Annotated in this window: 19 protein-coding genes; 6 read left to right on the forward strand and 13 right to left on the reverse strand. The window is 62.7% G+C overall.

Annotated elements, in window-relative coordinates; genetic code table 11:
* Nucleotides 1-61: 61 nt before the first annotated feature.
* The 7 genes from ACN6NG_RS29360 to ACN6NG_RS29390 all read right to left on the reverse strand — a co-directional run bounded on the left by ACN6NG_RS29360 (nucleotide 62) and on the right by ACN6NG_RS29390 (nucleotide 9,587).
* Nucleotides 62-958, reverse strand: coding sequence for a response regulator (locus ACN6NG_RS29360; protein ID WP_063422533.1), 897 nt, complete (start codon nucleotides 956-958; stop codon nucleotides 62-64).
* Nucleotides 959-1,122: 164 nt separating this feature from the next.
* Complete coding sequence (phoU, locus tag ACN6NG_RS29365) at nucleotides 1,123-1,893, reverse strand: phosphate signaling complex protein PhoU (RefSeq protein WP_016489846.1); 771 nt, start codon at nucleotides 1,891-1,893, stop codon at nucleotides 1,123-1,125.
* Between the two features lie 73 nt (nucleotides 1,894-1,966).
* A complete protein-coding gene (gene pstB, locus ACN6NG_RS29370) occupies nucleotides 1,967-2,800 on the reverse strand; it encodes a phosphate ABC transporter ATP-binding protein PstB (protein WP_016502253.1) in 834 nt (277 codons plus the stop codon).
* Nucleotides 2,801-2,902: 102 nt separating this feature from the next.
* A complete protein-coding gene (gene pstA, locus ACN6NG_RS29375; protein ID WP_192902504.1) occupies nucleotides 2,903-4,519 on the reverse strand; it encodes a phosphate ABC transporter permease PstA in 1,617 nt (538 codons plus the stop codon).
* A 71-nt stretch (nucleotides 4,520-4,590) separates the two neighbouring features.
* Nucleotides 4,591-6,879: an ABC transporter permease subunit gene (locus ACN6NG_RS29380; protein WP_063422537.1), complete on the reverse strand. Its 2,289-nt coding sequence runs from the start codon at nucleotides 6,877-6,879 to the stop codon at nucleotides 4,591-4,593.
* Between the two features lie 139 nt (nucleotides 6,880-7,018).
* Nucleotides 7,019-8,017, reverse strand: coding sequence for a phosphate ABC transporter substrate-binding protein PstS (locus tag ACN6NG_RS29385; RefSeq protein ID WP_019470240.1), 999 nt, complete (start codon nucleotides 8,015-8,017; stop codon nucleotides 7,019-7,021).
* Between the two features lie 280 nt (nucleotides 8,018-8,297).
* Nucleotides 8,298-9,587 carry an MFS transporter gene (locus ACN6NG_RS29390; RefSeq protein ID WP_049277693.1) on the reverse strand — a complete coding sequence of 430 codons (1,290 nt, stop codon included), beginning with the start codon at nucleotides 9,585-9,587 and terminating at the stop codon, nucleotides 8,298-8,300.
* A 360-nt stretch (nucleotides 9,588-9,947) separates the two neighbouring features.
* On the opposite strand from ACN6NG_RS29390, the gene ACN6NG_RS29395 reads away from it, so the two are divergent.
* Nucleotides 9,948-10,346: an acyl-CoA thioesterase gene (locus tag ACN6NG_RS29395; RefSeq protein WP_016489852.1), complete on the forward strand. Its 399-nt coding sequence runs from the start codon at nucleotides 9,948-9,950 to the stop codon at nucleotides 10,344-10,346.
* A 71-nt stretch (nucleotides 10,347-10,417) separates the two neighbouring features.
* Nucleotides 10,418-11,314 (forward strand): D-hexose-6-phosphate mutarotase, encoded by an 897-nt coding sequence (locus ACN6NG_RS29400; protein ID WP_063422539.1) that lies wholly within the window; start codon nucleotides 10,418-10,420, stop codon nucleotides 11,312-11,314.
* Between the two features lie 61 nt (nucleotides 11,315-11,375).
* On the opposite strand, the gene ACN6NG_RS29405 is transcribed toward ACN6NG_RS29400, so the two are convergent.
* The 5 genes from ACN6NG_RS29405 to ACN6NG_RS29425 all read right to left on the reverse strand — a co-directional run bounded on the left by ACN6NG_RS29405 (nucleotide 11,376) and on the right by ACN6NG_RS29425 (nucleotide 15,000).
* Nucleotides 11,376-11,909, reverse strand: a complete 534-nt coding sequence (locus tag ACN6NG_RS29405) for a DUF3299 domain-containing protein (RefSeq protein ID WP_161775560.1) — start codon at nucleotides 11,907-11,909, stop codon at nucleotides 11,376-11,378.
* A 48-nt stretch (nucleotides 11,910-11,957) separates the two neighbouring features.
* On the reverse strand, nucleotides 11,958-12,203 hold the full coding sequence (locus ACN6NG_RS29410) for a GlsB/YeaQ/YmgE family stress response membrane protein (RefSeq protein WP_012054121.1): 246 nt from the start codon (nucleotides 12,201-12,203) through the stop codon (nucleotides 11,958-11,960).
* A 108-nt stretch (nucleotides 12,204-12,311) separates the two neighbouring features.
* The gene (locus ACN6NG_RS29415; protein ID WP_474317458.1) at nucleotides 12,312-13,394 is read right to left on the reverse strand and encodes a 5-(carboxyamino)imidazole ribonucleotide synthase; all 1,083 of its coding nucleotides are present in this window, start codon (nucleotides 13,392-13,394) and stop codon (nucleotides 12,312-12,314) included.
* A 10-nt stretch (nucleotides 13,395-13,404) separates the two neighbouring features.
* Nucleotides 13,405-13,896: a 5-(carboxyamino)imidazole ribonucleotide mutase gene (gene purE / locus ACN6NG_RS29420; RefSeq protein ID WP_016489856.1), complete on the reverse strand. Its 492-nt coding sequence runs from the start codon at nucleotides 13,894-13,896 to the stop codon at nucleotides 13,405-13,407.
* Nucleotides 13,897-14,067: 171 nt separating this feature from the next.
* A complete protein-coding gene (locus ACN6NG_RS29425; protein ID WP_353457183.1) occupies nucleotides 14,068-15,000 on the reverse strand; it encodes a LysR substrate-binding domain-containing protein in 933 nt (310 codons plus the stop codon).
* Nucleotides 15,001-15,182: 182 nt separating this feature from the next.
* On the opposite strand from ACN6NG_RS29425, the gene aspA reads away from it, so the two are divergent.
* The 4 genes from aspA to ACN6NG_RS29445 all read left to right on the forward strand — a co-directional run bounded on the left by aspA (nucleotide 15,183) and on the right by ACN6NG_RS29445 (nucleotide 20,144).
* Nucleotides 15,183-16,607 (forward strand): aspartate ammonia-lyase, encoded by a 1,425-nt coding sequence (gene aspA, locus ACN6NG_RS29430; RefSeq protein WP_041168153.1) that lies wholly within the window; start codon nucleotides 15,183-15,185, stop codon nucleotides 16,605-16,607.
* Nucleotides 16,608-16,787: 180 nt separating this feature from the next.
* Nucleotides 16,788-17,780 (forward strand): AraC family transcriptional regulator, encoded by a 993-nt coding sequence (locus ACN6NG_RS29435; RefSeq protein WP_049273962.1) that lies wholly within the window; start codon nucleotides 16,788-16,790, stop codon nucleotides 17,778-17,780.
* Nucleotides 17,781-17,997: 217 nt separating this feature from the next.
* The gene (locus ACN6NG_RS29440) at nucleotides 17,998-19,041 is read left to right on the forward strand and encodes a histone deacetylase family protein (protein ID WP_049273960.1); all 1,044 of its coding nucleotides are present in this window, start codon (nucleotides 17,998-18,000) and stop codon (nucleotides 19,039-19,041) included.
* Entirely contained in the window at nucleotides 19,041-20,144 is a 1,104-nt protein-coding gene (locus ACN6NG_RS29445) for a polyamine ABC transporter substrate-binding protein (protein WP_016502264.1), read from the forward strand. Before ACN6NG_RS29440 ends, ACN6NG_RS29445 begins: the two co-directional genes overlap by 1 nt.
* Before the next feature lie 121 nt (nucleotides 20,145-20,265).
* Here ACN6NG_RS29445 and pdxR read toward each other — a convergent pair whose 3' ends face one another.
* On the reverse strand, nucleotides 20,266-21,795 hold the full coding sequence (pdxR, locus tag ACN6NG_RS29450) for a MocR-like pyridoxine biosynthesis transcription factor PdxR (RefSeq protein ID WP_474317462.1): 1,530 nt from the start codon (nucleotides 21,793-21,795) through the stop codon (nucleotides 20,266-20,268).
* Between the last annotated feature and the right edge of the window lie 66 nt (nucleotides 21,796-21,861).

Here is a 21,861-nt window from a genome sequence, read left to right on the forward strand (position 1 = left end):
GACAGGTATTGCAGTTGGTCGGATGGTGCAGGAGCAGCCCTGTGCTGCCCCTGCTCAGGCGTCAGGCGCCGGGTGTGAAGTGCTTCTGCGCCGTCCCGCGGGCGATCAGGCGCGACAGGTAATCGAGCTTCTGGGCGTCCTGGTCAACAAACTTGAAGGTCAACTGCAGCCAGTCGCTGTCGGGCTTGGGCTCCAACGCTGCGACGGCATGCAGGTAGCCGTTCAAACGCGCAACTTCAGCGTTCTCGCCCTGCTCCAGGTCCAGCACGGCGCCCTCCAGCACCTGCGGCAGCGCTTCGCTGCGGCGTACCACCAGCAGCGCCTCTTTCAGGCTCAGCGCCTTGATCACGCACGGTTGCATGCCGCTGGCCAGGCGCAACTGGCCTTGGCCACGCCCCGTCGGAGCAGGGGCCGACGGCGTGGGTGCAGTGACCAATGGCTTGGCAGCGCCCGGCGCTGGCGCGGGGGCCGTCACCTTGGCCGCCTCTGGCTTGCCACCTGTCAGGGCACTCAGCGAATCGTTGGCGAATGCAGAGTTGGCACGCGCCGGGCCGATGGCCATCAGGCTGTCGAGCTTGCCGATCTTGGTCAGCGCCTTTTTCACCTTGGTCAGCAGTTGCTCGTTGGTAAACGGCTTGCCGACAAAGTCGGACACGCCCGCCTGGATCGCCTGAATGACGTTTTCCTTGTCGCCACGGCTGGTCACCATGATGAACTGCAGGTTCTTCAGCGCAGGCTGCTGACGGCACCAGGTGAGCAATTCCAGGCCGGACATTTCCGGCATTTCCCAGTCGCACAGGACCAGGTCGAAGGCTTCCTTGCCGAGCATGGCCATGGCCTTGCGACCATTGACGGCGTCGTCGATGGCCATGCCCGGGAAGGCATTGCGCAGGCACTTGCGGACCAGGTCACGGATAAACGGGGCGTCATCCACGACCAGCACATTCACTTTACTCATCAACACTCCTTCTGAATCCCGACTAGCCTACTGCCAAATAATGGCTATTTGCTACAACCTGGTCACGCCGGGACTTCTTCACATCGTTCGCGGGTGCCTGCCGGCTCCTCGACCGCAAACGAAAACGCCCGGCCAAGGCCGGGCGTCGAAGCTCGGGAGCAACCTTACTTATCGTCAGATTCGCCCGGAACATTAGCCTTTTCGCCATCGGCGACAGCGGTACCCTGCACTTCTGCCGTCATGCGCTTGAGGCCCATGTGGCGAACGTCGGTGCCGCGCACCAGGTAAATCACCAGCTCGGAGATGTTGCGCGCGTGGTCACCGATACGCTCCAGCGAGCGCAGCGCCCAGATCACGCTCAATACCCGCGAGATGGAGCGCGGGTCTTCCATCATGTAGGTCACCAGCTCGCGCAGGGCGGTCTTGTACTCGCGGTCGATGGTCTTGTCGTACTGGGCCACCGACAACGCCAGGTCGGCATCGAAGCGGGCAAAGGCGTCCAGCGCATCGCGAACCATGTTGCGCACCTGGTCGCCAATGTGGCGCACCTCGACGTAGCCGCGCGGCGACTCGCCTTCTTCGCACAGCTGGATGGCGCGGCGGGCGATCTTGGTCGCCTCGTCGCCGATGCGCTCAAGGTCGATCACCGACTTTGAAATGCTGATGATCAGGCGCAGGTCAGACGCCGCCGGCTGGCGACGGGCGAGGATACGCACGCATTCCTCGTCGATGTTGCGCTCCATCTGGTTGATCTGCTCGTCGACTTCGCGCACTTGCTGGGCCAGGCCCGAGTCGGCCTCGATCAGCGCCGTAACGGCGTCGTTGACTTGTTTTTCCACCAGGCCACCCATGGCCAGCAGATGGCTGCGCACTTCTTCGAGCTCGGCGTTGAACTGCTGGGAAATATGGTGCGTAAGGCTTTCTTTGTTGATCATCGTTCGCTCCGCGAAGAGGCTGCAAGCTTCATGTAGTTCGTGTCATTCCCTGTGGGAGCGGGCCGCGTGGCTGCTAGCCGTAGCGACCGGTGATGTAGTCTTCGGTCTGTTTCTTCGCCGGGTTGGTGAACAGGGTATCGGTGTCCCCGAATTCGACCAGTTTGCCCATGTACATGAACGCGGTGTAGTCCGAAACCCGGGCCGCCTGCTGCATGTTGTGGGTCACGATGACGATGGTGTACTTGGATTTCAATTCGTAGATCAGTTCTTCAACCTTCAAAGTCGAGATCGGGTCCAGTGCCGAGCAAGGTTCGTCGAGCAACAGCACTTCCGGTTCCACGGCAATGGTGCGGGCGATGACTAGGCGTTGCTGCTGGCCGCCGGACAGGCCCAGCGCCGACTCGTGCAGGCGGTCCTTGACCTCGTCCCACAGGGCCGCGCCTTTCAGCGCCCACTCGACGGCTTCGTCCAGCACACGCTTCTTGTTGATGCCCTGGATACGCAGGCCGTAGACCACGTTCTCGTAGATGGTCTTGGGGAACGGGTTGGGCTTCTGGAACACCATGCCCACACGACGGCGCAGCTCGGCCACGTCTTCGCCCTTGCGGTAGATGTTGTTGCCGTAGAGGTTGATGGCGCCTTCCACACGGCAGCCGTCAACCAGGTCGTTCATGCGGTTGAAGGTGCGCAGCAGGGTCGACTTGCCGCAGCCGGACGGGCCGATGAAGGCGGTCACCCGCTGCTTGGGAATGTTCATGCTGACGTCGAACAGCGCCTGCTTGTCGCCATAGAACAGGCTCAGGCCCGGCACTTCGATGGCCACGGTTTCTTCGGCCAGTTGCAGGCCCTGCTTGTTGCGGCCCAGGGCAGACATGTCGATGCCGTGGGTATGAGAATCTTGCTGCATGGTCTCACTCCGTTTGTAGCTGCGAGCTTGAAGCTGCAAGCTGCAAGTTAGGGCAAAGCGGCAATCTGCTTGGAGCTTGCCGCTTGTGACTTAAAGCTTTGATCAGCTGTCCAGCGCCTTGTACTTCTCGCGCAGGTGGTTGCGGATCCACACGGCCGAGAGGTTGAGGGAGGCGATCACCAGCACCAGCAGCAGTGCCGTGGCGTACACCAGCGGCCGCGCGGCCTCGACGTTCGGGCTCTGGAAGCCGACGTCATAGATGTGGAAGCCCAGGTGCATGATCTTCTGGTCCAGGTGCAGGTACGGGTAGTTGCCGTCCACTGGCAGCGAAGGCGCCAGCTTCACCACACCCACCAGCATCAGCGGCGCCACTTCACCGGCGGCGCGGGCCACGGCGAGGATCATGCCGGTCATCATTGCCGGGCTGGCCATGGGCAAGACAATCTTCCACAGCGTCTCGGCCTTGGTCGCGCCCAGGGCCAACGAGCCCTCGCGCACGGTACGCGGAATACGCGCCAGGCCTTCTTCGGTGGCCACGATCACCACCGGTACGGCCAGCAGGGCCAGGGTCAGCGATGCCCACAGCAGGCCCGGGGTACCCAGGGTAGGCGCCGGCAGTGCTTCGGGGAAGAACAGGCGGTCGATAGAACCACCCAGCACGTAGACGAAGAAGCCCAGGCCGAACACGCCGTAGACGATCGCCGGCACGCCAGCCAGGTTGTTCACCGCAATGCGGATCAGGCGGGTCACCGGGCCTTGCCGTGCGTATTCGCGCAGGTAGACGGCAGCCAGCACACCGAACGGGGTGACGATCACGGCCATGATCAGGGTCATCATCACGGTACCGAAAATGGCCGGGAAGATACCGCCTTCGGTGTTGGCCTCACGCGGGTCGTCGCTGAGGAACTCCCACACCTTGGCAAAGTAGGTACCCAGCTTGGTGAAGCCGGACATGCCATTCGGCTGGATGGCGTGCACCACCTTGCTGAGGTTGATTTCCACTTCACGGCCGTTGCCATCGCGGGCCACCAGGCTGTCGCGGGCGAAGGCCTGGTGCAGGCCGCTCAAGCGGTCTTCGATGGCCTTGTAGCGGCTGTTCAGCTCGGCGCGGTCGGCGTCCATGTCGGCCTGGGCGGCGGCGTCCAGCTTGCCGTCCAGCTCCAGCTTGCGGGCCTGCAGACGCAGGCGCTCAAGGCCATGGTTGATGGCACCGATGTCCTTCTTCTCCAGCTGCTGCAGCTCACCGTTGAGCTGGCTGGCACGCTTGAGGCGGGCCTGCAGTTCGTTCCAGGCAGCAGGGCCTTGGGCAACCACGCGGCCTTCTTCCTTGACGCTGACCAGGTAGCCATAGAAGTTGCCCCACTCGCGGCGCTCCAGGGCGATCAGGTCGGCCGGGCGCTGTTCATCGACCAGCCATTCGCCGACCACCCAGGTGAAGTCGCTGCCGTTGAGGTCGCGGTTACCCACCTTGATCAGCTCGCGGGTCATGAACTCCGGGCCCTGCTCCGGTACCGGCAGGCCGGCCCCCTTCAGGCGGGCACGGGGTACCTCTTCCTTTTGCACCACTTCGCCGATGACGATGTGGTCAGCCTGGCCCGGTACCTTGTAGGTGGCCTGGACAAGATCGGCCGGCCAGAAGTGGCCCAGGCCGCGCACGGCAATCACCGCCAGCAGGCCAACGGTCATGATCACCGCCATGGCCACGGCGCCGCCGCTCATCCAGACGCCTGGGGCGCCGCTCTTGAACCAGCCTTTGAGGGAATCCTTTTTCACGGATCGCTACCTTTCTATCAAAGCGACGAGTATTTCTTGCGCAGACGCTGGCGAATCAGCTCGGCCAAGGTGTTCATGACGAACGTGAACATCAGCAGCACCAGCGCGGCCAGGAACAGCACGCGGTAGTGGCTGCCACCGACTTCCGATTCCGGCATTTCCACGGCCACGTTGGCGGCCAGGGTGCGCATGCCCTCGAACAGGTTCATTTCCATCACCGGGGTGTTGCCGGTGGCCATCAGCACGATCATGGTCTCGCCCACCGCACGGCCCATGCCGATCATCAGCGCCGAGAAAATGCCCGGGCTGGCGGTGAGGATGACCACGCGGGTCAGGGTCTGCCAAGGCGTGGCGCCGAGGGCCAGCGAGCCCAGGGTCAGGCTGCGCGGCACGCTGAACACGGCGTCTTCGGCAATGGAATAGATGTTGGGGATGACCGCAAAGCCCATGGCGATACCCACGACCAGGGCGTTGCGCTGGTCGTAGGTGATGCCCAGGTCGTTGGTGATCCACAGGCGCATGTCACCGCCGAAGAACCAGTTTTCCAGGTGCGGGCTCATGGTCAGGGCGAACCAGCCGGTGAACAGGATGACCGGTATCAGGATCGCGGCTTCCCAACCATCCGGCACACGCAGGCGGATCGACTCCGGCAGGCGGCTCCAGGTGAAGCCGGCCAGCAGGATGCCGAGCGGCATCAACAGGAACAGGCTGAACACGCCTGGCAGGTGGCCTTCGAGGTACGGGGCCAGGAACAGGCCGGCGAAGAAGCCGAGGATCACCGTCGGCATCGCTTCCATCAGCTCGATCACCGGCTTGACCTTGCGGCGCATGCCCGGGGCCATGAAGTAGGCGGTGTAGATGGCGGCGGCAATGGCCAGCGGGGCGGCCAGGATCATCGCGTAGAACGCGGCTTTCAGCGTACCGAAGGTCAGCGGCGAAAGGCTCAGCTTGGGTTCGAAGTCGGTATTGGAAGCGGTCGATTGCCAGACGTATTTCGGTTCGTCGTAGTTCTCGTACCACACCTTGCCCCACAGCGCGCTGAAGGAAACTTCAGGGTGCGGGTTGCGCAGGCTCAGCGGCAGCAGCTTGCCGCCTTCTTCAATAATGATGCGGTTGGCACGCGGCGACAGGGCCAGAATACCAGGGCCTTCGGCAGCCGGCTCGACCAACAGGGTGCGGTGCGCGGTGCTGTGGAACACGCCCAGCTTGCCGTCGGCGTCCAAGGCGATGAAGCCCTTGCGGCGCTCTTCGGCGTCAATCTGCACCACCGGGGCCTTGCCCATCTGGAAGGTACGGATCTGCTTGAAGCGCGATTCGCCGTCCGGGTCACGGGCCATGAACCATTGGGCCAGGCCACCTTTGGAGTCACCGATAATCAGCGATATGCCGCCGACCAACTGGGCGCTGGCGGTGATTTCGGTGTCAGCGCTTTCGGCCAGCTTGTAGCGGCCGTTGAGGCTCTTGTCACGCAGGCTGAACACGTCGGCGGTGGCGCGGCCGTTGATCACGTAGAGCCACTGCTGACGCGGGTCGATGAAGATGTTCTTCACCGCTTCGGTCATCTGCGGCAGCACGATACGGTTCTGCTCGGTGGTGACCTCTTCGGTCATCATGTTTTCGCTGCGGGTAAGCTGCACCACCTGCAGGTGCGCGCCGGTGGACCCGGCCAGTACCAAGGTGTCGCCATTGACGTTGACGTTGACGTGCTCCAGCGCACGGCCCTGTTCGTCAAGCACGAACGGCTGCTCGCCGTAGGGATAGTCGATGCCGGGGGTGATGGTTTTCTTGTTGTCCGGGTAGGTGATCTTGTAGGTGTGGTGGAACACCAGCGCCTGACCATTGGACAAACCCAGTACCACCAGCGGGCTGCCCGGCTGGTCGGTACTGATCGAGGTTACCTGGGTGCCTGCCGGCACTGGCAGGTCGACCCGCTTGAGCTCGTTACCGGTCTTGGTATCGAAGAACAGTGCCTGGCCCTTGTCCGAAACTCGCATCCCCACCAGGTTCTGTTCTTCAAGCGCAATCAGCAGCGGCTTGCCGGCATCCTGCTGCAGCCAGGCCGGCTCCAGGGCCTTCTTGCTGGTCAGCTCGGCGCCTTGGAACAGTGGCAACACCACATAGGCCAGGTAGAAGAAGATCAAGGTGATTGCCGCCAATACGGCAAGCCCGCCCACCAGCACGTACCAGCGGGTCAGGCGGTCCTTCAGCGCGCGGATGCGGCGCTTGCGTTGCAACTCGGGCGTATTGAAATCAATGCGCACGGGCTGGGAGTTTTGGGTCATGTTGGAATTGGCCAGATCATTCATGCGCACACCCTAGCGGTCCCGTGTGACAAAAACATTACAAAGTGGTGACGCGCGAAAGCCCGCCGCACAGGGGACCTGGCTTCGGACTGGAAATTCGTGGAAGAGGCCGGGCATCAGCACCGGCCCCTTCTTCAGTTACTTACTTCTTTGCAACGTTACCCGTGTGGGACAGGCCCAGGTCAGCCAAGGTCTTGTCGACGACTTTGGACGGCAGCGGGATGTAGCCATCCTTCACCACGACCTGCTGGCCAGCTTGCGACAGTACCAGCTTGACGAACTCGGCTTCCAGCGGGGCCAGAGGCTTGTTCGGGGCCTTGTTGACGTAGACGTACAGGAAGCGCGACAGCGGGTACTTGCCGTTCAGGGCGTTTTCTTCGTTGTCTTCGATGTACTCGGTGCTGCCTTTCTTGGCCAGCGGAACAGTCTTCACGCTGGCGGTCTTGTAGCCGATACCCGAGTAGCCGATGCCGTTCAGCGAGCTGCTGATCGACTGCACGACCGAAGCCGAGCCAGGCTGTTCGTTCACGTTAGGCTTGAAGTCGCCTTTGCACAGGGCTTCTTCCTTGAAGTAACCGTAGGTGCCCGATACCGAGTTGCGGCCGAACAGCTGCACTGGCTTGTTGGCCAGGTCGCCGGTCACACCCAGGTCGCCCCAGGTTTTCACGTCTGCTTTGCCACCGCACAGGCGGGTGGAGGAGAAGACTGCGTCGACCTGCTCCATGGTCAGGCCTTTGATCGGGTTGTCCTTGTGCACGAACACGGCCAGGGCGTCGACGGCGACCGGAATGGCGGTCGGCTTGTAGCCGTACTTCTGCTCGAAGGCCTGCAGCTCGACGTCCTTCATCTTGCGGCTCATCGGGCCGAGGTTGGCGGTGCCTTCGGTCAGCGCGGGTGGCGCAGTGGAAGAGCCGGCAGCCTGGATCTGGATGTTTACGTTCGGATATTCCTTCTTGTAGGCCTCGGCCCACAGAGTCATCAGGTTCGCGAGGGTATCGGAACCGACGCTGGAGAGGTTGCCCGAAACACCGGTGGTTTTGGTGTAGGTCGGGATTGCAGGATCGACAGCGGCTACCGCGTTGGCGGTTGCAACGCCAGCGGCGGCAAAGGTGAGGGCCGCCATCAAACGCTTCAGTTTCATGCCTTGCTCCTAGCAGGAATATTGGGGTGTTGGATGGAACGGGCCCAAGTATCGGCAGGCCGCATGAACACGATATGACTTCATTGTGACAATTGGATGAAAGGCCATCATCGTAAAAGCAGCATGCTGACACCAAACCTTGTGGGAGCGGCCTTGTGTCGCGAAAGGGCTGCGAAGCAGCCCCATTAATTCATGCATCTTCGCTGGCAACCTTGGGGCCGCGTTGCGGCCCTTTCGCGACGCAAGGCCGCTCCCACAATGCCCGCGCCAGCCAGCCAGATCAGCGCTTGTTGGCGAGCAGGTACAGGCCCACGGCCAGACCAACGGCGCACAGCCCTGCCACATAGTAGGCAGGCGCCATCGGGCTTACTTTCAGCAGCGCGGTCACCACCATCGGCGTCAAACCGCCGAAGATCGCGTAGGCCACGTTGTACGAGAACGACAGCCCGCTGAAGCGCACCGCCGCCGGGAATGCCTTGACCATTACATAAGGCACCGCGCCGATCACACCCACGCACAGGCCGGTCAGCGCGTACAGCGGGAACAGCAGCTCGGGCCGGGTCGGCAGGCTGTGGTAGAAGGTCCAGGAGCTGGCCAGCAGCAACAGGCTGCCGATCACGAACACCCGCCCCGCGCCAAAGCGGTCGGCCAGGCTGCCGGCGCCGATGCAGCCGAAGCTGAGCAGCACGATGGCCATGCTGTTGGCCTTGAGCGAGTCGATCGGGCTGATGTGGTAGAAGCTCTGCAGCAGCGCCGGGGTCATCAGGATGACCACCACGATACCGGCCGACAGCATCCAGGTCAGCAGCATCGACAGGATGATCGGGCCGCGGTGGTCGCGCAGCACGGCGCGCAGCGGCAGCTCCTCGGCCAGCGCCTTGCGTTGCTGCATCTCGGCGAACACCGGGGTTTCATGCAGCCAGCGGCGCAGGTACACCGAGAACAGGCCGAACACACCGCCGAGAAGGAATGGAATACGCCAGGCGTAATCGGCCACTTCTTCAGCGCTGTACACGCTGTTGATCAGGGTTGCCACCAGCGAGCCCAGCAGAATGCCGGCGGTCAAACCTGCTGTAAGGGTGCCGCAGGCATAGCCGGTGTTGCGCGCCGGTACGTGCTCGGAGACGAATACCCAGGCGCCCGGCACCTCGCCCCCAATCGCCGCGCCCTGGATCACCCGCATCAGCAGCAGCAGGATCGGCGCCCACATGCCAATTTGGGCATAGGTTGGCAGCAGGCCCATGATCAGGGTCGGCAGGGCCATCATGAAGATGCTCAGGGTGAACATCTTCTTGCGCCCGAGCAGGTCACCAAAGTGAGCCATGATGATGCCGCCCAGCGGCCGCGCCAGGTAGCCGGCGGCGAAAATGCCGAACGTTTGCATCAGGCGCAGCCACTCGGGCATGTCGGCCGGGAAGAACAGCTTGCCGACCACTGTGGCGAAGAACACGAAGATGATGAAGTCGTAGAACTCCAGTGCGCCACCCAGGGCGGACAGTGAGAGTGTCTTGTAATCGCTGCGGGTCAGCGGCCGCGGGGGCTGCTCGATACTGCTCGGCACGGAAGTCATCGCTCGTTGTTCTCTTGTAGGGCATGCAGGCCGCTTGGCACGCGGCTTCTGGATTGGGAGACAGGCGAAGATAGCAAATTGCCGAGGCGCGCCGAAAGCGATACAAAATCCATACAGATATTCATGAGTGCGCGGTCGTCGCTGGCGGTTATGCTCTATATACTGGCGATTCGTAGGAAAAGGTTGCTGCCAGCGTGGGATGTTGTGCGAAAACGCCGGTCTTTATGTCAGACGGTTTCGCAGAGTTTCCCTACGGCCGTCCAGTGAAACGAAATCGGCGTAGTATGTTTCAAGCTGAATCGTTTACCCGGCCTTTGCGCCACACCAACGAAAAGCGTCACGGGTCAGAGGCCCCATCGCATGATTGAGCTCGAACAAGAAGATCCAATCCCGCAAGGCGACCTGGCCTTGCAAATCACCGCACTCCCGCGCGAAACCAACGGATTTGGCGACATCTTCGGCGGCTGGCTGGTTGCCCAGATGGACCTGGCCGGCACCGCCATGGCCAGCCGCGTCGCCGGTGGCCGCGTGGCGACCGTGGCCATCGAACGCATGGCGTTCCTGGTACCGGTCGCGGTGGGCGCACAGCTATCGTTCTATACCCAGACCCTGGAAATCGGCCGAAGCTCGATCCAGATGATGGTCGAAGTGTGGAGCGACGACCCGTTGTCCAGTGAATGGCGCAAGGTTACCGAAGCAGCATTCGTCTTCGTTGCCATCGACGGCAGTGGCCGCACCCGCTCCGTGCCTCGTCGCTGAGCCACGCGGGCGGTAAACTCATTGCATGTGCCCGGGTCCAAGGCCCACTGGCAATCAATGAGACGAACGCAATGGCTACCTACCAGGTCGTAACCGAGCAACATGGCGAACTCAACTGCTGGCGTATCAGCAGCGACCGCGCCGAACTCCTGATCGCCCAGCAGGGCGCGCAGATCCTCAGCTACCAGCGGGTCGGCGAGCCGCCGCTGCTGTGGCTGAGCGACCAGGCCATCTTCCGTCACGGCAAGTCGGTACGCGCCGGTGTGCCGGTGTGTTGGCCGTGGTTCGGCAACCTGCAGCGCAACCCCCAGGCCGTTCAGGCCATGTACCACGGCGAGCAGGCGCCTGCTCACGGGCTGGCGCGCTCGCGTGACTGGCAGCTGCTGGGTATCGAGGAAGCGGGCACCGGCCTGCGCATCGAATTCCAGTTGCCTGAAGCGCAGGGCGATCTGCCCGACTGGCCCCATGACGTCGAACTGAAACTGGTGGTGGAGCTGGGTGATGCGCTGACGCTTAAGCTGACCAGCTGCAACATGGGCAATACCCCCGTTACCATCAGCCAGGCCCTGCACAGCTACTTCGCGGTCAGCGATGTGCGCCAGGCGCGGGTCGAAGGCGTCGAGGGCCTGAGCTATATCGAAACGCTGGCGGACTGGGAACAGCGTCAGCAGCAGGGCGCACTGGGGTTTGCCGGGGAGACGGACCGGATCTACCTCGACACCCCGCAGACCCTGAGCATTGTCGACCCGCACTGGAGCCGGCGGATAAACCTGACCAGCAGCGGCTCGCGGTCGGCGGTGATCTGGAACCCATGGACCGAGCGGGCCAGGGAGCTGGCGGATATGGCTGACGACGGCTGGCAGCGGATGCTGTGCATCGAGACAGCGAATGTGTGGGATGACCTGGTGGAATTGGAGCCTGGCGCGAGTCATTCGCTGGGTGTACAGATCGATTGTGAAATGATCTGAGGCCTGCAATGTTTTTGCCGGCCTCTTCGCGGGCTTGCCCGCGAAGAGGCCGGGCCAGGTGTCAGAGGTCTGCGTCTTCCACCACCCTCACCTTCCCCGCATCCAGCGCATAGGCCGCATCGGCCAGGTCATTACTGACCTTCTCTACCTTCAGCTTGCCGCTGACCCACAGCGGTGTGTAGATATCATCGATCTTCAACCCTTTCGGGTAGCGCACCAGCACCAGCTGGTTCGGCGGCGGAGGCGGCACATGGATGCACGCGCCTGGGTAAGGCACCAGGAAGAACAGCGTGCTGTTGCCCTTGGCATCGCTTTCCAGCGGCACCGGGTAGCCGCCCAGACGAATGTCCTTGCCGTTCATGGCCGCCACGGTCTTGGTCGAATACATCACCGCTGGCAGGCCCTTGCTCTGCTTCAGCCCGCCCTTGTCGGTAAAGGTGCCCATGGCTTCCGGCGAGTTGTGGTCGATTTCGGGCATTTGCTCGAGCGCCTTCTGATCCGACTTGGGCATCAACTCCAGCCAGTCGGTTTCAGGCAGTTCGGCATGGGCCAGGGTACTGGCCAACAGGAGGGGGACGAGGAAAAAGGCTCGCATGGCAATGCTCGGCAACTCGAATGAATTGCCGGGCATTCTAACCAGTATTCAGCGTTTCTTGATGAATCCGTAGATCACCAGAAGGACCACGGCACCGATCAGCGCGCCAAGGAAGCCCGCCGCCTGCCCGGCTTGGTAGATGCCCAGTGCCTGGCCGCCGTAGGTAGCCAGCAACGAGCCGGCAATACCCAGCAGGATGGTCATGATCCAGCCCATGCTGTCGTCGCCCGGCTTGATGAAGCGGGCCAGCAGGCCGACGATGAGGCCGATGAAGATGGTTCCAATGATGCCCATGGCAATCCCTCTGCAGTGAATATGGAGCAAGCCAAAGCCTAGACGGGCTTTGGCTTGTTGCCATGTTCAGAGGGCAAGCCGCTTGCAGAAGTTCGATTTACAGCCCGATCAGTTGCTGATCAGAGCCTCTACTTCGGCAATCTTGCGCTCGAGGGTGGCCATGTCATGGCAGCGCAGGGTGGCGTGGCCAACCTTGCGGCCGACCTTGAAGGCCTTGCCGTAGTGGTGCAGGTGGCAGTCGCCGATGGCGACAACCTTGTCCACGGCCGGCACTTCACCGATGAAGTTGAGCATCGCGCTCTCGCCCACCTTGGCCGTGGAGCCCAGCGGCAGGCCGGCAACGGCGCGCAGGTGGTTCTCGAACTGGCTGCACTCGGCGCCTTCGATGGTCCAGTGCCCGGAGTTGTGCACACGCGGAGCGATTTCGTTGGCCTTCAGGCCACCGTCCACTTCAAAGAACTCGAAGGCCATGACGCCGACGTAGTCCAGCTTCTGCAGCACACGGCCCACGTAGTCTTCGGCCAGGGCCTGCAGCGGGTGCGCCTGGCTGGCTACCGACAGGCGCAGGATGCCGCTTTCGTGGGTGTTGTGCACCAGCGGGTAGAAGCGGGTGTCGCCATCACGGGCACGCACGGCCACCAGCGACACTTCGCCAGTGAACGGCACGAAGCCTTCCAGCAGGCACGGCACGCTGCCCAGCTCGGCGAAGGTGCCTACCACGTCTTCTGGCGTGCGCAGCACTTTCTGACCCTTGCCGTCGTAGCCCAGGGTGCGGGTTTTCAGCACGGCCGGCAGGCCGATGCTGGCTACCGCAGCGTCCAGGTCTGCCTGGGAGAGGATGTCGGCGAAGGCCGGGGTCGGGATACCCAGGTCGCGGAACATGCTCTTTTCAAACAGACGGTCGCGGGCGATGCGCAGCGCTTCGGCGCTGGGGTACACCGGTACGAACTGCGAGAGGAAGGCCACGGTCTCGGCCGGGACGCTTTCGAACTCGAAGGTGACCAGGTCGACTTCGTCGGCCAGCTGGCGCAGGTGGTCCTGGTCGCCGTAGTCGGCACGCAGGTGCTCGCCCAACGGCGCGGCACAAGCGTCCGGTGCCGGGTCGAGGAAAGCGAAGTTCATGCCCAGCGGGGTGCCCGCCAGGGCCAGCATGCGGCCCAGCTGGCCGCCACCGATTACACCGATCTTCATGGGTTGAGCCTCAAGCCTGGCGCGGGTCTGGGTTGTCCAGCACAGTGTCGGTCTGTTCCGTGCGGAACTGCTTGAGCGCCGCGTGGTACTGCGGGTACTTGGCGCCCAGGATGCTGGCCGACAGCAGCGCAGCGTTGATCGCACCGGCACGGCCGATGGCCAGCGTGGCAACCGGCACGCCGGCTGGCATTTGCACGATCGACAGCAGCGAATCGACACCCGACAGCATCGACGACTGCACCGGCACGCCCAGCACCGGCAGGTGGGTCTTGGCGGCGCACATGCCTGGCAGGTGGGCTGCGCCACCGGCACCGGCGATGATCACCTCGATGCCGCGGCCTTCGGCCTCCTCGGCATACTGGAACAGCAGATCCGGGGTGCGGTGGGCAGAAACCACCTTCACTTCGTAGGGAATGCCGAGTTTTTCCAGCATATCGGCGGTGTGGCTAAGGGTGGACCAATCGGACTTGGAGCCCATGATCACGCCAACCAGTGCACTCATCGTCGAGCCTCTTCGCTTGTGCGCCCGCGGGCGCGTCAAAAAACAACAAGCCACGCGGGACGACCGGCGTGGCTTGTTTGCTGATCTGGACCGGACGCATCCGGTCGAAAGGCCGCGCAGTATACCGTAAGGTGGTGCGTTTAAGGCACCCCGGCGACCAACTGTCGGGCCTTATTTTTCGGGGCTTTGGCTGACTTTTGGGTCAACCGTCGCCGTACCCTCGAGCTTGCGCCACAACAGCCTGACGTTGGCCTTGCGCACCAGGGCGCAGCGGTACAGGCGAATTTCCAGTGGCACGTGCCACTGGCTGCCGCCGCAGACGGCCAGCTCGCCCCGTTCCAGCTCGCCACGCATCGACAGGCGCGGTACCCAGGCAATACCCATGCCCTCAAGCGCCATGCTCTTGAGGCTGTCGGCCATGGCGGTTTCATAGACCGTGGTATAGCGCAAGTTGCGCTGGCGCAGCAGCAAATTGACCGACCGGCCCAGGAAGGCGCCAGCGGTATAGGCCAACAACGGCACGCTGCCCTCACCTTCCAGGTCGAACAACGGCTTGCCCTCGGCATCCACGGCGCACACCGGCAACATTTCGGTGTTGCCCATGTGCAACGACGGGAAGATCTCGGCATCCATCTGCAGGGCGGCGTCCGGGTCATAGAAGGCAAGCATCAGGTCGCAGCCACCTTCACGTAATGCATGCACGGCATCTCCGACGTTAGTCGCAACCAGGCGGGTGGCGATGTTCAAACCGTCGTTGCGCAACTGGGCCACCCACCGGGGGAAAAAGCCCGACGCCAGGGAGTGTGCCGCAGCCACCTGCACCACCTCGCCCTGCCCGCCCTCAAGATGATGCAAATGGCGGAGAATTTCGCCCAACTGGTCGACAACCGTGCGCGCCGTGACGAGAAACAGCTGGCCGGCTTCGGTCAGTTCGATGGGCGTGCGGGAACGATTCACCAGTTGCAACCCCAACGCCGCTTCAAGGCTGCGAATACGCCGGCTGAAGGCCGGTTGGGTGACGAAACGCCGCTCTGCGGCCTGGGAAAAACTGCGGGTAGAAGCCAGCGCACTGAAATCTTCCAGCCATTTGCTTTCAAGGTTCACGAAGCACATCTCCCGGCGTGCACCAAAATGGAACACGCTCGAATGTCAATTGGCGTCACATGAAACACTATGCCGTTTGTGCATAGGTTAGCGTGCAACAGCATTGGCCGCAAAATCACCTTCAGGCCTAGGATTGGCGCCATTCCGGCATGTGCCGGGTCAATATCGAGATGATATACATCATGTCCTCCGCTGCATCGTTCCGCGTCGAAAAAGATCTGTTGGGTACCCTTGAAGTTCCTGCTGATGCCTACTACGGCATCCAGACCCTGCGCGCTGCCAACAACTTCCACCTCTCCGGCGTTCCGCTGTCGCACTACCCGAAACTGGTAGTCGGCCTGGCGATGGTCAAGCAGGCAGCTGCTGACGCCAACCGTGAGCTGGGGCACTTGAGCGATGCCAAGCACGCCGCGATCAGCGCAGCCTGCGCACGACTGATCAAGGGCGACTACCACGAGCAGTTCGTGGTGGACATGATCCAAGGCGGTGCTGGTACTTCTACCAACATGAACGCCAACGAAGTCATCGCCAACATCGCGCTGGAGGCCATGGGCCACCAGAAGGGTGAGTACCAGTACCTGCACCCGAACAACGATGTGAACATGGCGCAGTCGACCAACGACGCCTACCCGACCGCTATCCGCCTGGGCCTGCTGCTGGGTCACGATGCCCTGCTGGCCAGCCTCGACAGCCTGATCCAGGCCTTCGCTGCCAAAGGTAAAGAGTTCGACCACGTACTGAAGATGGGCCGTACCCAGCTGCAGGACGCCGTGCCGATGACCCTGGGCCAGGAATTCCGCGCCTTCGCCACCACCATGACCGAAGACCTCAACCGTCTGCGTTCGCTGGCGCCTGAGCTGCTGACCGAAATCAACCTGGGTGGTACTGCCATCGGTACCGGCATCAACGCCGACCCGGGCTACCAGATGCTCGCCGTACAGCGCCTGGCAACCATCAGCGGCCAGCCGCTGGTACCGGCTGCCGACCTGATCGAAGCCACCTCCGACATGGGCGCCTTCGTACTGTTCTCCGGCATGCTCAAGCGTACCGCGGTCAAGCTGTCGAAGATCTGCAACGACCTGCGCCTGCTGTCCAGCGGCCCGCGCACCGGCATCAACGAGATCAACCTGCCAGCGCGTCAGCCAGGCAGCTCGATCATGCCAGGCAAGGTCAACCCGGTTATCCCGGAAGCCGTCAACCAAGTCGCCTTCGCCATCATGGGCAACGACCTGGCCCTGACCGTCGCCGCCGAAGGTGGCCAGCTGCAGCTGAACGTGATGGAGCCGCTGATCGCCTACAAGATCTTCGACTCGATCCGCCTGCTGCAACGCGCCATGGACATGCTGCGCGAGCACTGCATCGTCGGCATCACTGCCAACGAACAGCGCTGCCGTGAACTGGTCGAGCACTCGATCGGCCTGGTCACCGCCCTGAACCCGTACATCGGCTACGAAAACGCCACCCGTATCGCCCGCGTTGCCCTGGAAACCGGCCGCGGCGTACTGGAACTGGTGCGCGAAGAGAAGCTGCTGGACGAAGAGATGCTCAACGACATCCTGCGTCCGGAAAACATGATCGCTCCACGTCTGGTTCCGCTGAAGGCGTAACCCGGCCGCTGCAAACAGTCTCACCAGGTTAAGGGACTAGACACCTCTCAACCTTTCAAGGCCCGAGCGATTGCTTCGGGCCTTTTTTTTGCCTGAGAGATGGTGGGGTCGCAAGCGGCACCGGGATATCGGCACACAACTTGCTCCATAATGCATCCCAGCCCCCCGGGATTACCCAGCATGCTGCACAGTCACCTGACCACCCTGAACGCAGTTTCGCTGATCCTCAACGTCTTCCAGGCAGACGGTTGCGAGGCTTCTGCGCTGCTGGCCGGCAGCGGCATTGGCCCGGCAGACCTGGGGCACGCCGATGCGCGCATCACCACCCAGCAGGAACTGCAGGTGTGCGCCAACGCCGTAGCCCGGCGCGAGGACATCGGCCTGGAACTGGGCCGCCGCATGCACGTGTCGTGCTACGGCATGCTGGGTTACGCCCTGCTCTCCAGTGCCACTTTGGGTGACGCCTTGCGCCTGGCGCTGCAATATCCGGCACTGCTGGGAACAGTCTTCAAGCTGCGGTTGATCGACGATGGCCAGCGGGTCTGGTTCAGCGCCAGCGATTACCACGACAGCCCGGCGCTGAGCGCTTTCAACGCAGAATTCTGCATGGTGTCGCTGAAAGTCATTTGCGACGACCTGCTTGGCCGCACGCTACCATTGCTGGCCGCCCGCTTCGAGCACCCACGGCCCGGCTATCACGCGCGCTATGCCGGTGCATTCCAGTGCCCCGTCGGTTTCGCCGCCGAGGACAATGCCTTTGCCTTCGAGCGGCGCTGGCTGGATACGCCCCTGCCGCTGGCCGACCCGATTACCCACCAAGCCATGAGCGAGCGCTGCCGGCGCCTGAACCTTGAGTTCACCGGCCGTCAGGCCTGGCTGGGGCGGATCCGTCAGTTGCTTACGCAGCAACTGGATGCCGCGCCTGGGCTGGAAGGCCTGGCACGGCAGATGAACTGCTCGTCGCGCACCTTGCGCCGGCATTTGCAGGCGCTGGGCAGCAGTTATCAACAGCTGCTGGACGAGCTCAGGTTCGAGCGCGCCAAGCAGTTGCTGGCCGATGAGCAGATGCCCATCTACCGTATTGCCGAAACGTTGGGGTTCAGCGAGACGGCCAGTTTCCGCCATGCCTTCCAGCGCTGGAGTGGTGTGGCGCCCAGCCACTTCCGCGGTTGACCTGTTCCGGCCCTATCGCCGGCAAGCCAGCTCCCACAGGTACTGCGCTGCATTCAAGGCCTGTGCGGTACTTGTGGGAGCTGGCTTGCCGGCGATAGGGCCAGCACAGGCCAATCAACCTTGGCCACATCGATCCCCTTTTGGCCATTTGCGTCGTTCTCCGCTACTGACCCGCCCATGACAATGGACCCACGCCAGTACCCAACGGAGAACAACAATGCTGACGATCTATTCCGATGACCACCGCCTGCACCATGGCCGCTGCGAGCTGATCGACGGCAAGCTGATGCCCTGTTTCGAAATGCCTTCGCGCGCCGACCATGTGCTCGATCAGGTGAAAAAGCGCAACCTCGGCGATATCCAGGGCCCGACTGACTTCGGCCGCGCGCCGTTGCTGCGTGTCCACAGCGCCGATTACCTGAACTTCTTCGAAGGCGCCTGGGCCCGCTGGGCTGCACTGGGCCAGGAAGGCGACCTGCTGCCGTTCACCTGGCCTGCTCGCACCCTGCGCCAGGTAAAACCCACTGGCCTGCACGGTGAGCTGGGCTATTACAGCTTCGATGCCGGTGCGCCGATCACCGCTGGCACCTGGCAAGCGGCCTACAGCGCTGCCCAGGTCGCCCTTACCGCCCAGGCAGCAATCCAGCAAGGCGCCCATTCGGCGTTCGCGCTGTGCCGTCCGCCAGGGCACCACGCCGCAGGTGAAGTGATGGGCGGCTACTGCTACCTGAACAACGCTGCCATCGCCGCTCAGGCGTTCCTCGACCAGGGCAAGCGCAAAGTCGCCATCCTCGACGTCGACTACCACCACGGCAACGGCACCCAGGACATCTTCTACAGCCGCGACGACGTGTTCTTCGCCTCGATCCACGGTGACCCGCAGGATGAATTTCCGTTCTTCCTCGGTTATGCCGACGAAACCGGCGAGGGTGCCGGCGAGGGCTGCAACATCAATTACCCATTGCCGGCCGGTAGCGATTGGGCCGCCTGGAACGCCGCCCTGGAAGACGCCTGCCAGCGCATTGCCCGCTATGACGCCGATGTGCTGGTCATTTCGCTGGGCGTGGACACCTTCAAGGACGACCCCATCTCCCAGTTCAAGCTCGACAGCCCCGATTACCTGGAAATGGGCAAGCGCATCGCCCAGCTCGGCAAGCCGACCCTGTTCGTGATGGAAGGCGGCTACGCTGTGGAAGAAATCGGTATCAACGCGGTCAATGTGCTGGAAGGCTTCCAGCGCGCCCAGCCAGGAGCCCGGTAATGGTCCGACTCAAGCGTCTGCTCGCCCCGTTCATCGCTGCCACCCTGTTCACCGGTGCCCTGCAAGCCCAGGCCGAGCAGCGCACCTTGCGTGTGTATAACTGGTTCGATTACATCACCCCGCAGACCTTGACCGACTTCCAGAAGGACAGCGGCGTCAAACTGATCTACGACATCTTCGACACCAACGAAGCGCTCGAGGCCAAACTGCTCACCGGCAACTCCGGCTATGACGTGGTGGTGCCGTCCAACGTGTTCCTCGCCAAGCAGATCGAGGCCGGGGTATTCCAGCCGCTGGACCGCAGCAAGCTGCCGAACTGGCAACACCTGGACCCGGCACTGATGAAGCTGATCGAGGCCAACGACCCGGGCAACAAGTTTGCCGTGCCGTACATGTACGGCACCGTGCTGATCGGCTTCAACCCGGCCAAGGTCAAGGCGGCGCTCGGCGACAATGCGCCGGTAGACAGCTGGGACCTGATCTTCAAAGAAGAGAACATCGCCAAGCTCAAGCAGTGCGGGGTGGCCCTGCTCGACTCGCCTTCGGAAATTCTGCCGCTGGCCCTGCAGTACCTGGGCTTGCCACCGAACAGTGACAAACCGGCCGACTACAAGAAGGCTGAGGCACTGATGCTGAAGATTCGCCCGTACATCACCTACTTCCACTCCTCGAAGTACATGGCAGACATCGCCAATGGCGATATCTGCGTGGCGGTGGGCTACAGCGGCAGCTTCTCACAGGCCGCCAACCGCGCCCGCGAGGCCAAGAACGACGTGGTGGTGGACATGCGCCTGCCCAAGGAAGGCGCGCCGATCTGGTTCGACATGCTGGCGATTCCGAAGAATGCGGCCAACCCTGAGGACGCCCATACGTTCATCAACTACCTGCTGCGGCCGGAGGTAATTGCGCCGATCAGCGACTTTGTCGGGTACCCCAACCCGAACAAGGATGCGACCGACAAGGTGAACCCGGCGATTCGCAACAACCCCAACCTGTACCCGACGGCAGAGGCGATGGCCAAGCTGTATACCCTCAAGCCATTGGCGAGGGATGCAGAGCGGGCCAGGACCCGGGCCTGGACGCGAATCAAGTCCGGCACCTGATATAGCGCCGTGGGCTGCCTTGCAGCCCAATCGCCGGCAAGCCAGCTCCCACATTGATTGCATGCCACGCGGACTCTGTGGGAGCTGGCTTGCCGGCGATTGGGCCGCACAGCGGCCCCGTTCACCTTCTCCAGGCCTTGCGCAGTTTCATCAGCGCCTCGGCAATCTCCACCTCCGGAACCGCTGCAAAGCCCAGCACCAGCCCCGCCCGCTTATCCACAGGCACCTCGCTGTCCGCCAACCAGAAATTACTCAGCGGCGTAACCTCCACACCCACCGCTTCAGCCTTGGCCACGAGTGCCTGCTCCCGCGCAAAGTTATCCACATCAACCTTCACATGCAGCCCGGCCGCCACTGCCGGCATGGCGCCCAAACCTGGAATATCCACAGGCCAGCCTGCCTTGAGCACATTGCGTCGGCTCAACGCTGCCTTGCGCATGCGCCGGATATGCCGCTGAAAGTGCCCGCGGGCGATGAACTCGGCCATCACGCATTGGCTGCTCACCTCAGAATGGCGCACCGCAAGCGCCTTGCCCTGGCTGAACGCCTGCGCCAACTGCGGTGGGAGTACCAGATAGCCCAGGCGCAGCGCCGGGAAGGCAATCTTGCCGAAGGTGCCGACGTACAGGACCCGCCCGTGCCGGTCGAGTGCCGCCAACGGAGCCAAAGGCGCGCCGCTGTAACGGTACTCGCCGTCGTAGTCGTCCTCGATGATCCAGCCATCGTTGCGGTCAGCCCAGGCCAGCAGTTCCAGGCGACGCGCCAGGCTCATGGTTACCCCGGTCGGGTATTGGTGAGCAGGCGTCACGTAGGCCAGCCGGCAATCCTCCAACTGACCGAGCCGGCCGCAGTCCATCCCCTCTTCATCCACCGGTACGCCAAGCACTCGGCCACCCGCCAGTGCGAAGGCATGGCCAGCCGCCCGATACCCCGGGTTTTCCACAGCCACACCGTCGCCCGGCTGCAACAGCAACTGTGCACAAAGGCTGATGGCCTGCTGTGCACCACTGGTGATCACAATTTGTTCAGCCATGCAACTCAGCCCACGCGAGCGACGCAAGTAGGCAGCGATCAGTTCGCGCAGCATCGGCTCGCCCGCCGGGTCGCCATAACCCAGTTGTGCGGGGCTCGGATTACGCCAGAAACCCGCCTGCAGCTTGGCCCAGACGTCAAACGGGAACAGGTCGAATGCGGGAATACCCACGCGAAAAGCACGCGGCTGGCCGCTTCTTGGCGGCGGCAAGTGGTTGGTTTTCAGCCGCTGCAAAGCTTCACTGGAACGTCGGTTGCTGGATAAATCCTCAGTGTCGTTTACTGAAAATGTGGATAAACCTGTTGATAACCCATGGGATAACCCTGTGGATACTTGTGTGGATAGTTTGGGTAGCCGGCTTACATAGGTGCCATCGCCCACCCGGCTTTCGATGTAGCCCTCGGCGTACAACTGGTCATAGGCCCGCACCACGCTGTTGCGTGACAGCACCAGCATGGTGGCCAACTCGCGGGTGGCCGGCAGCCGGGTACCGCTGCTCAAACGGCCGTCCAGCACTCGCGCGCGCAGCGCCTGGTACAGCTGCTGGCTGAGCCCGCGGCGGCGGTCCAAGGCGATTCCGGAAGGGTCGAAAGGCAAGACGAGGGGGTTATCGCGCATGGCATTGGACCTATCAAAACAGGCAGTAATGGCTCTTACCCAGAACCAATAGCCTGCCTAGGATGG

The organism is Pseudomonas sp. TSO6, from assembly GCF_056098905.1.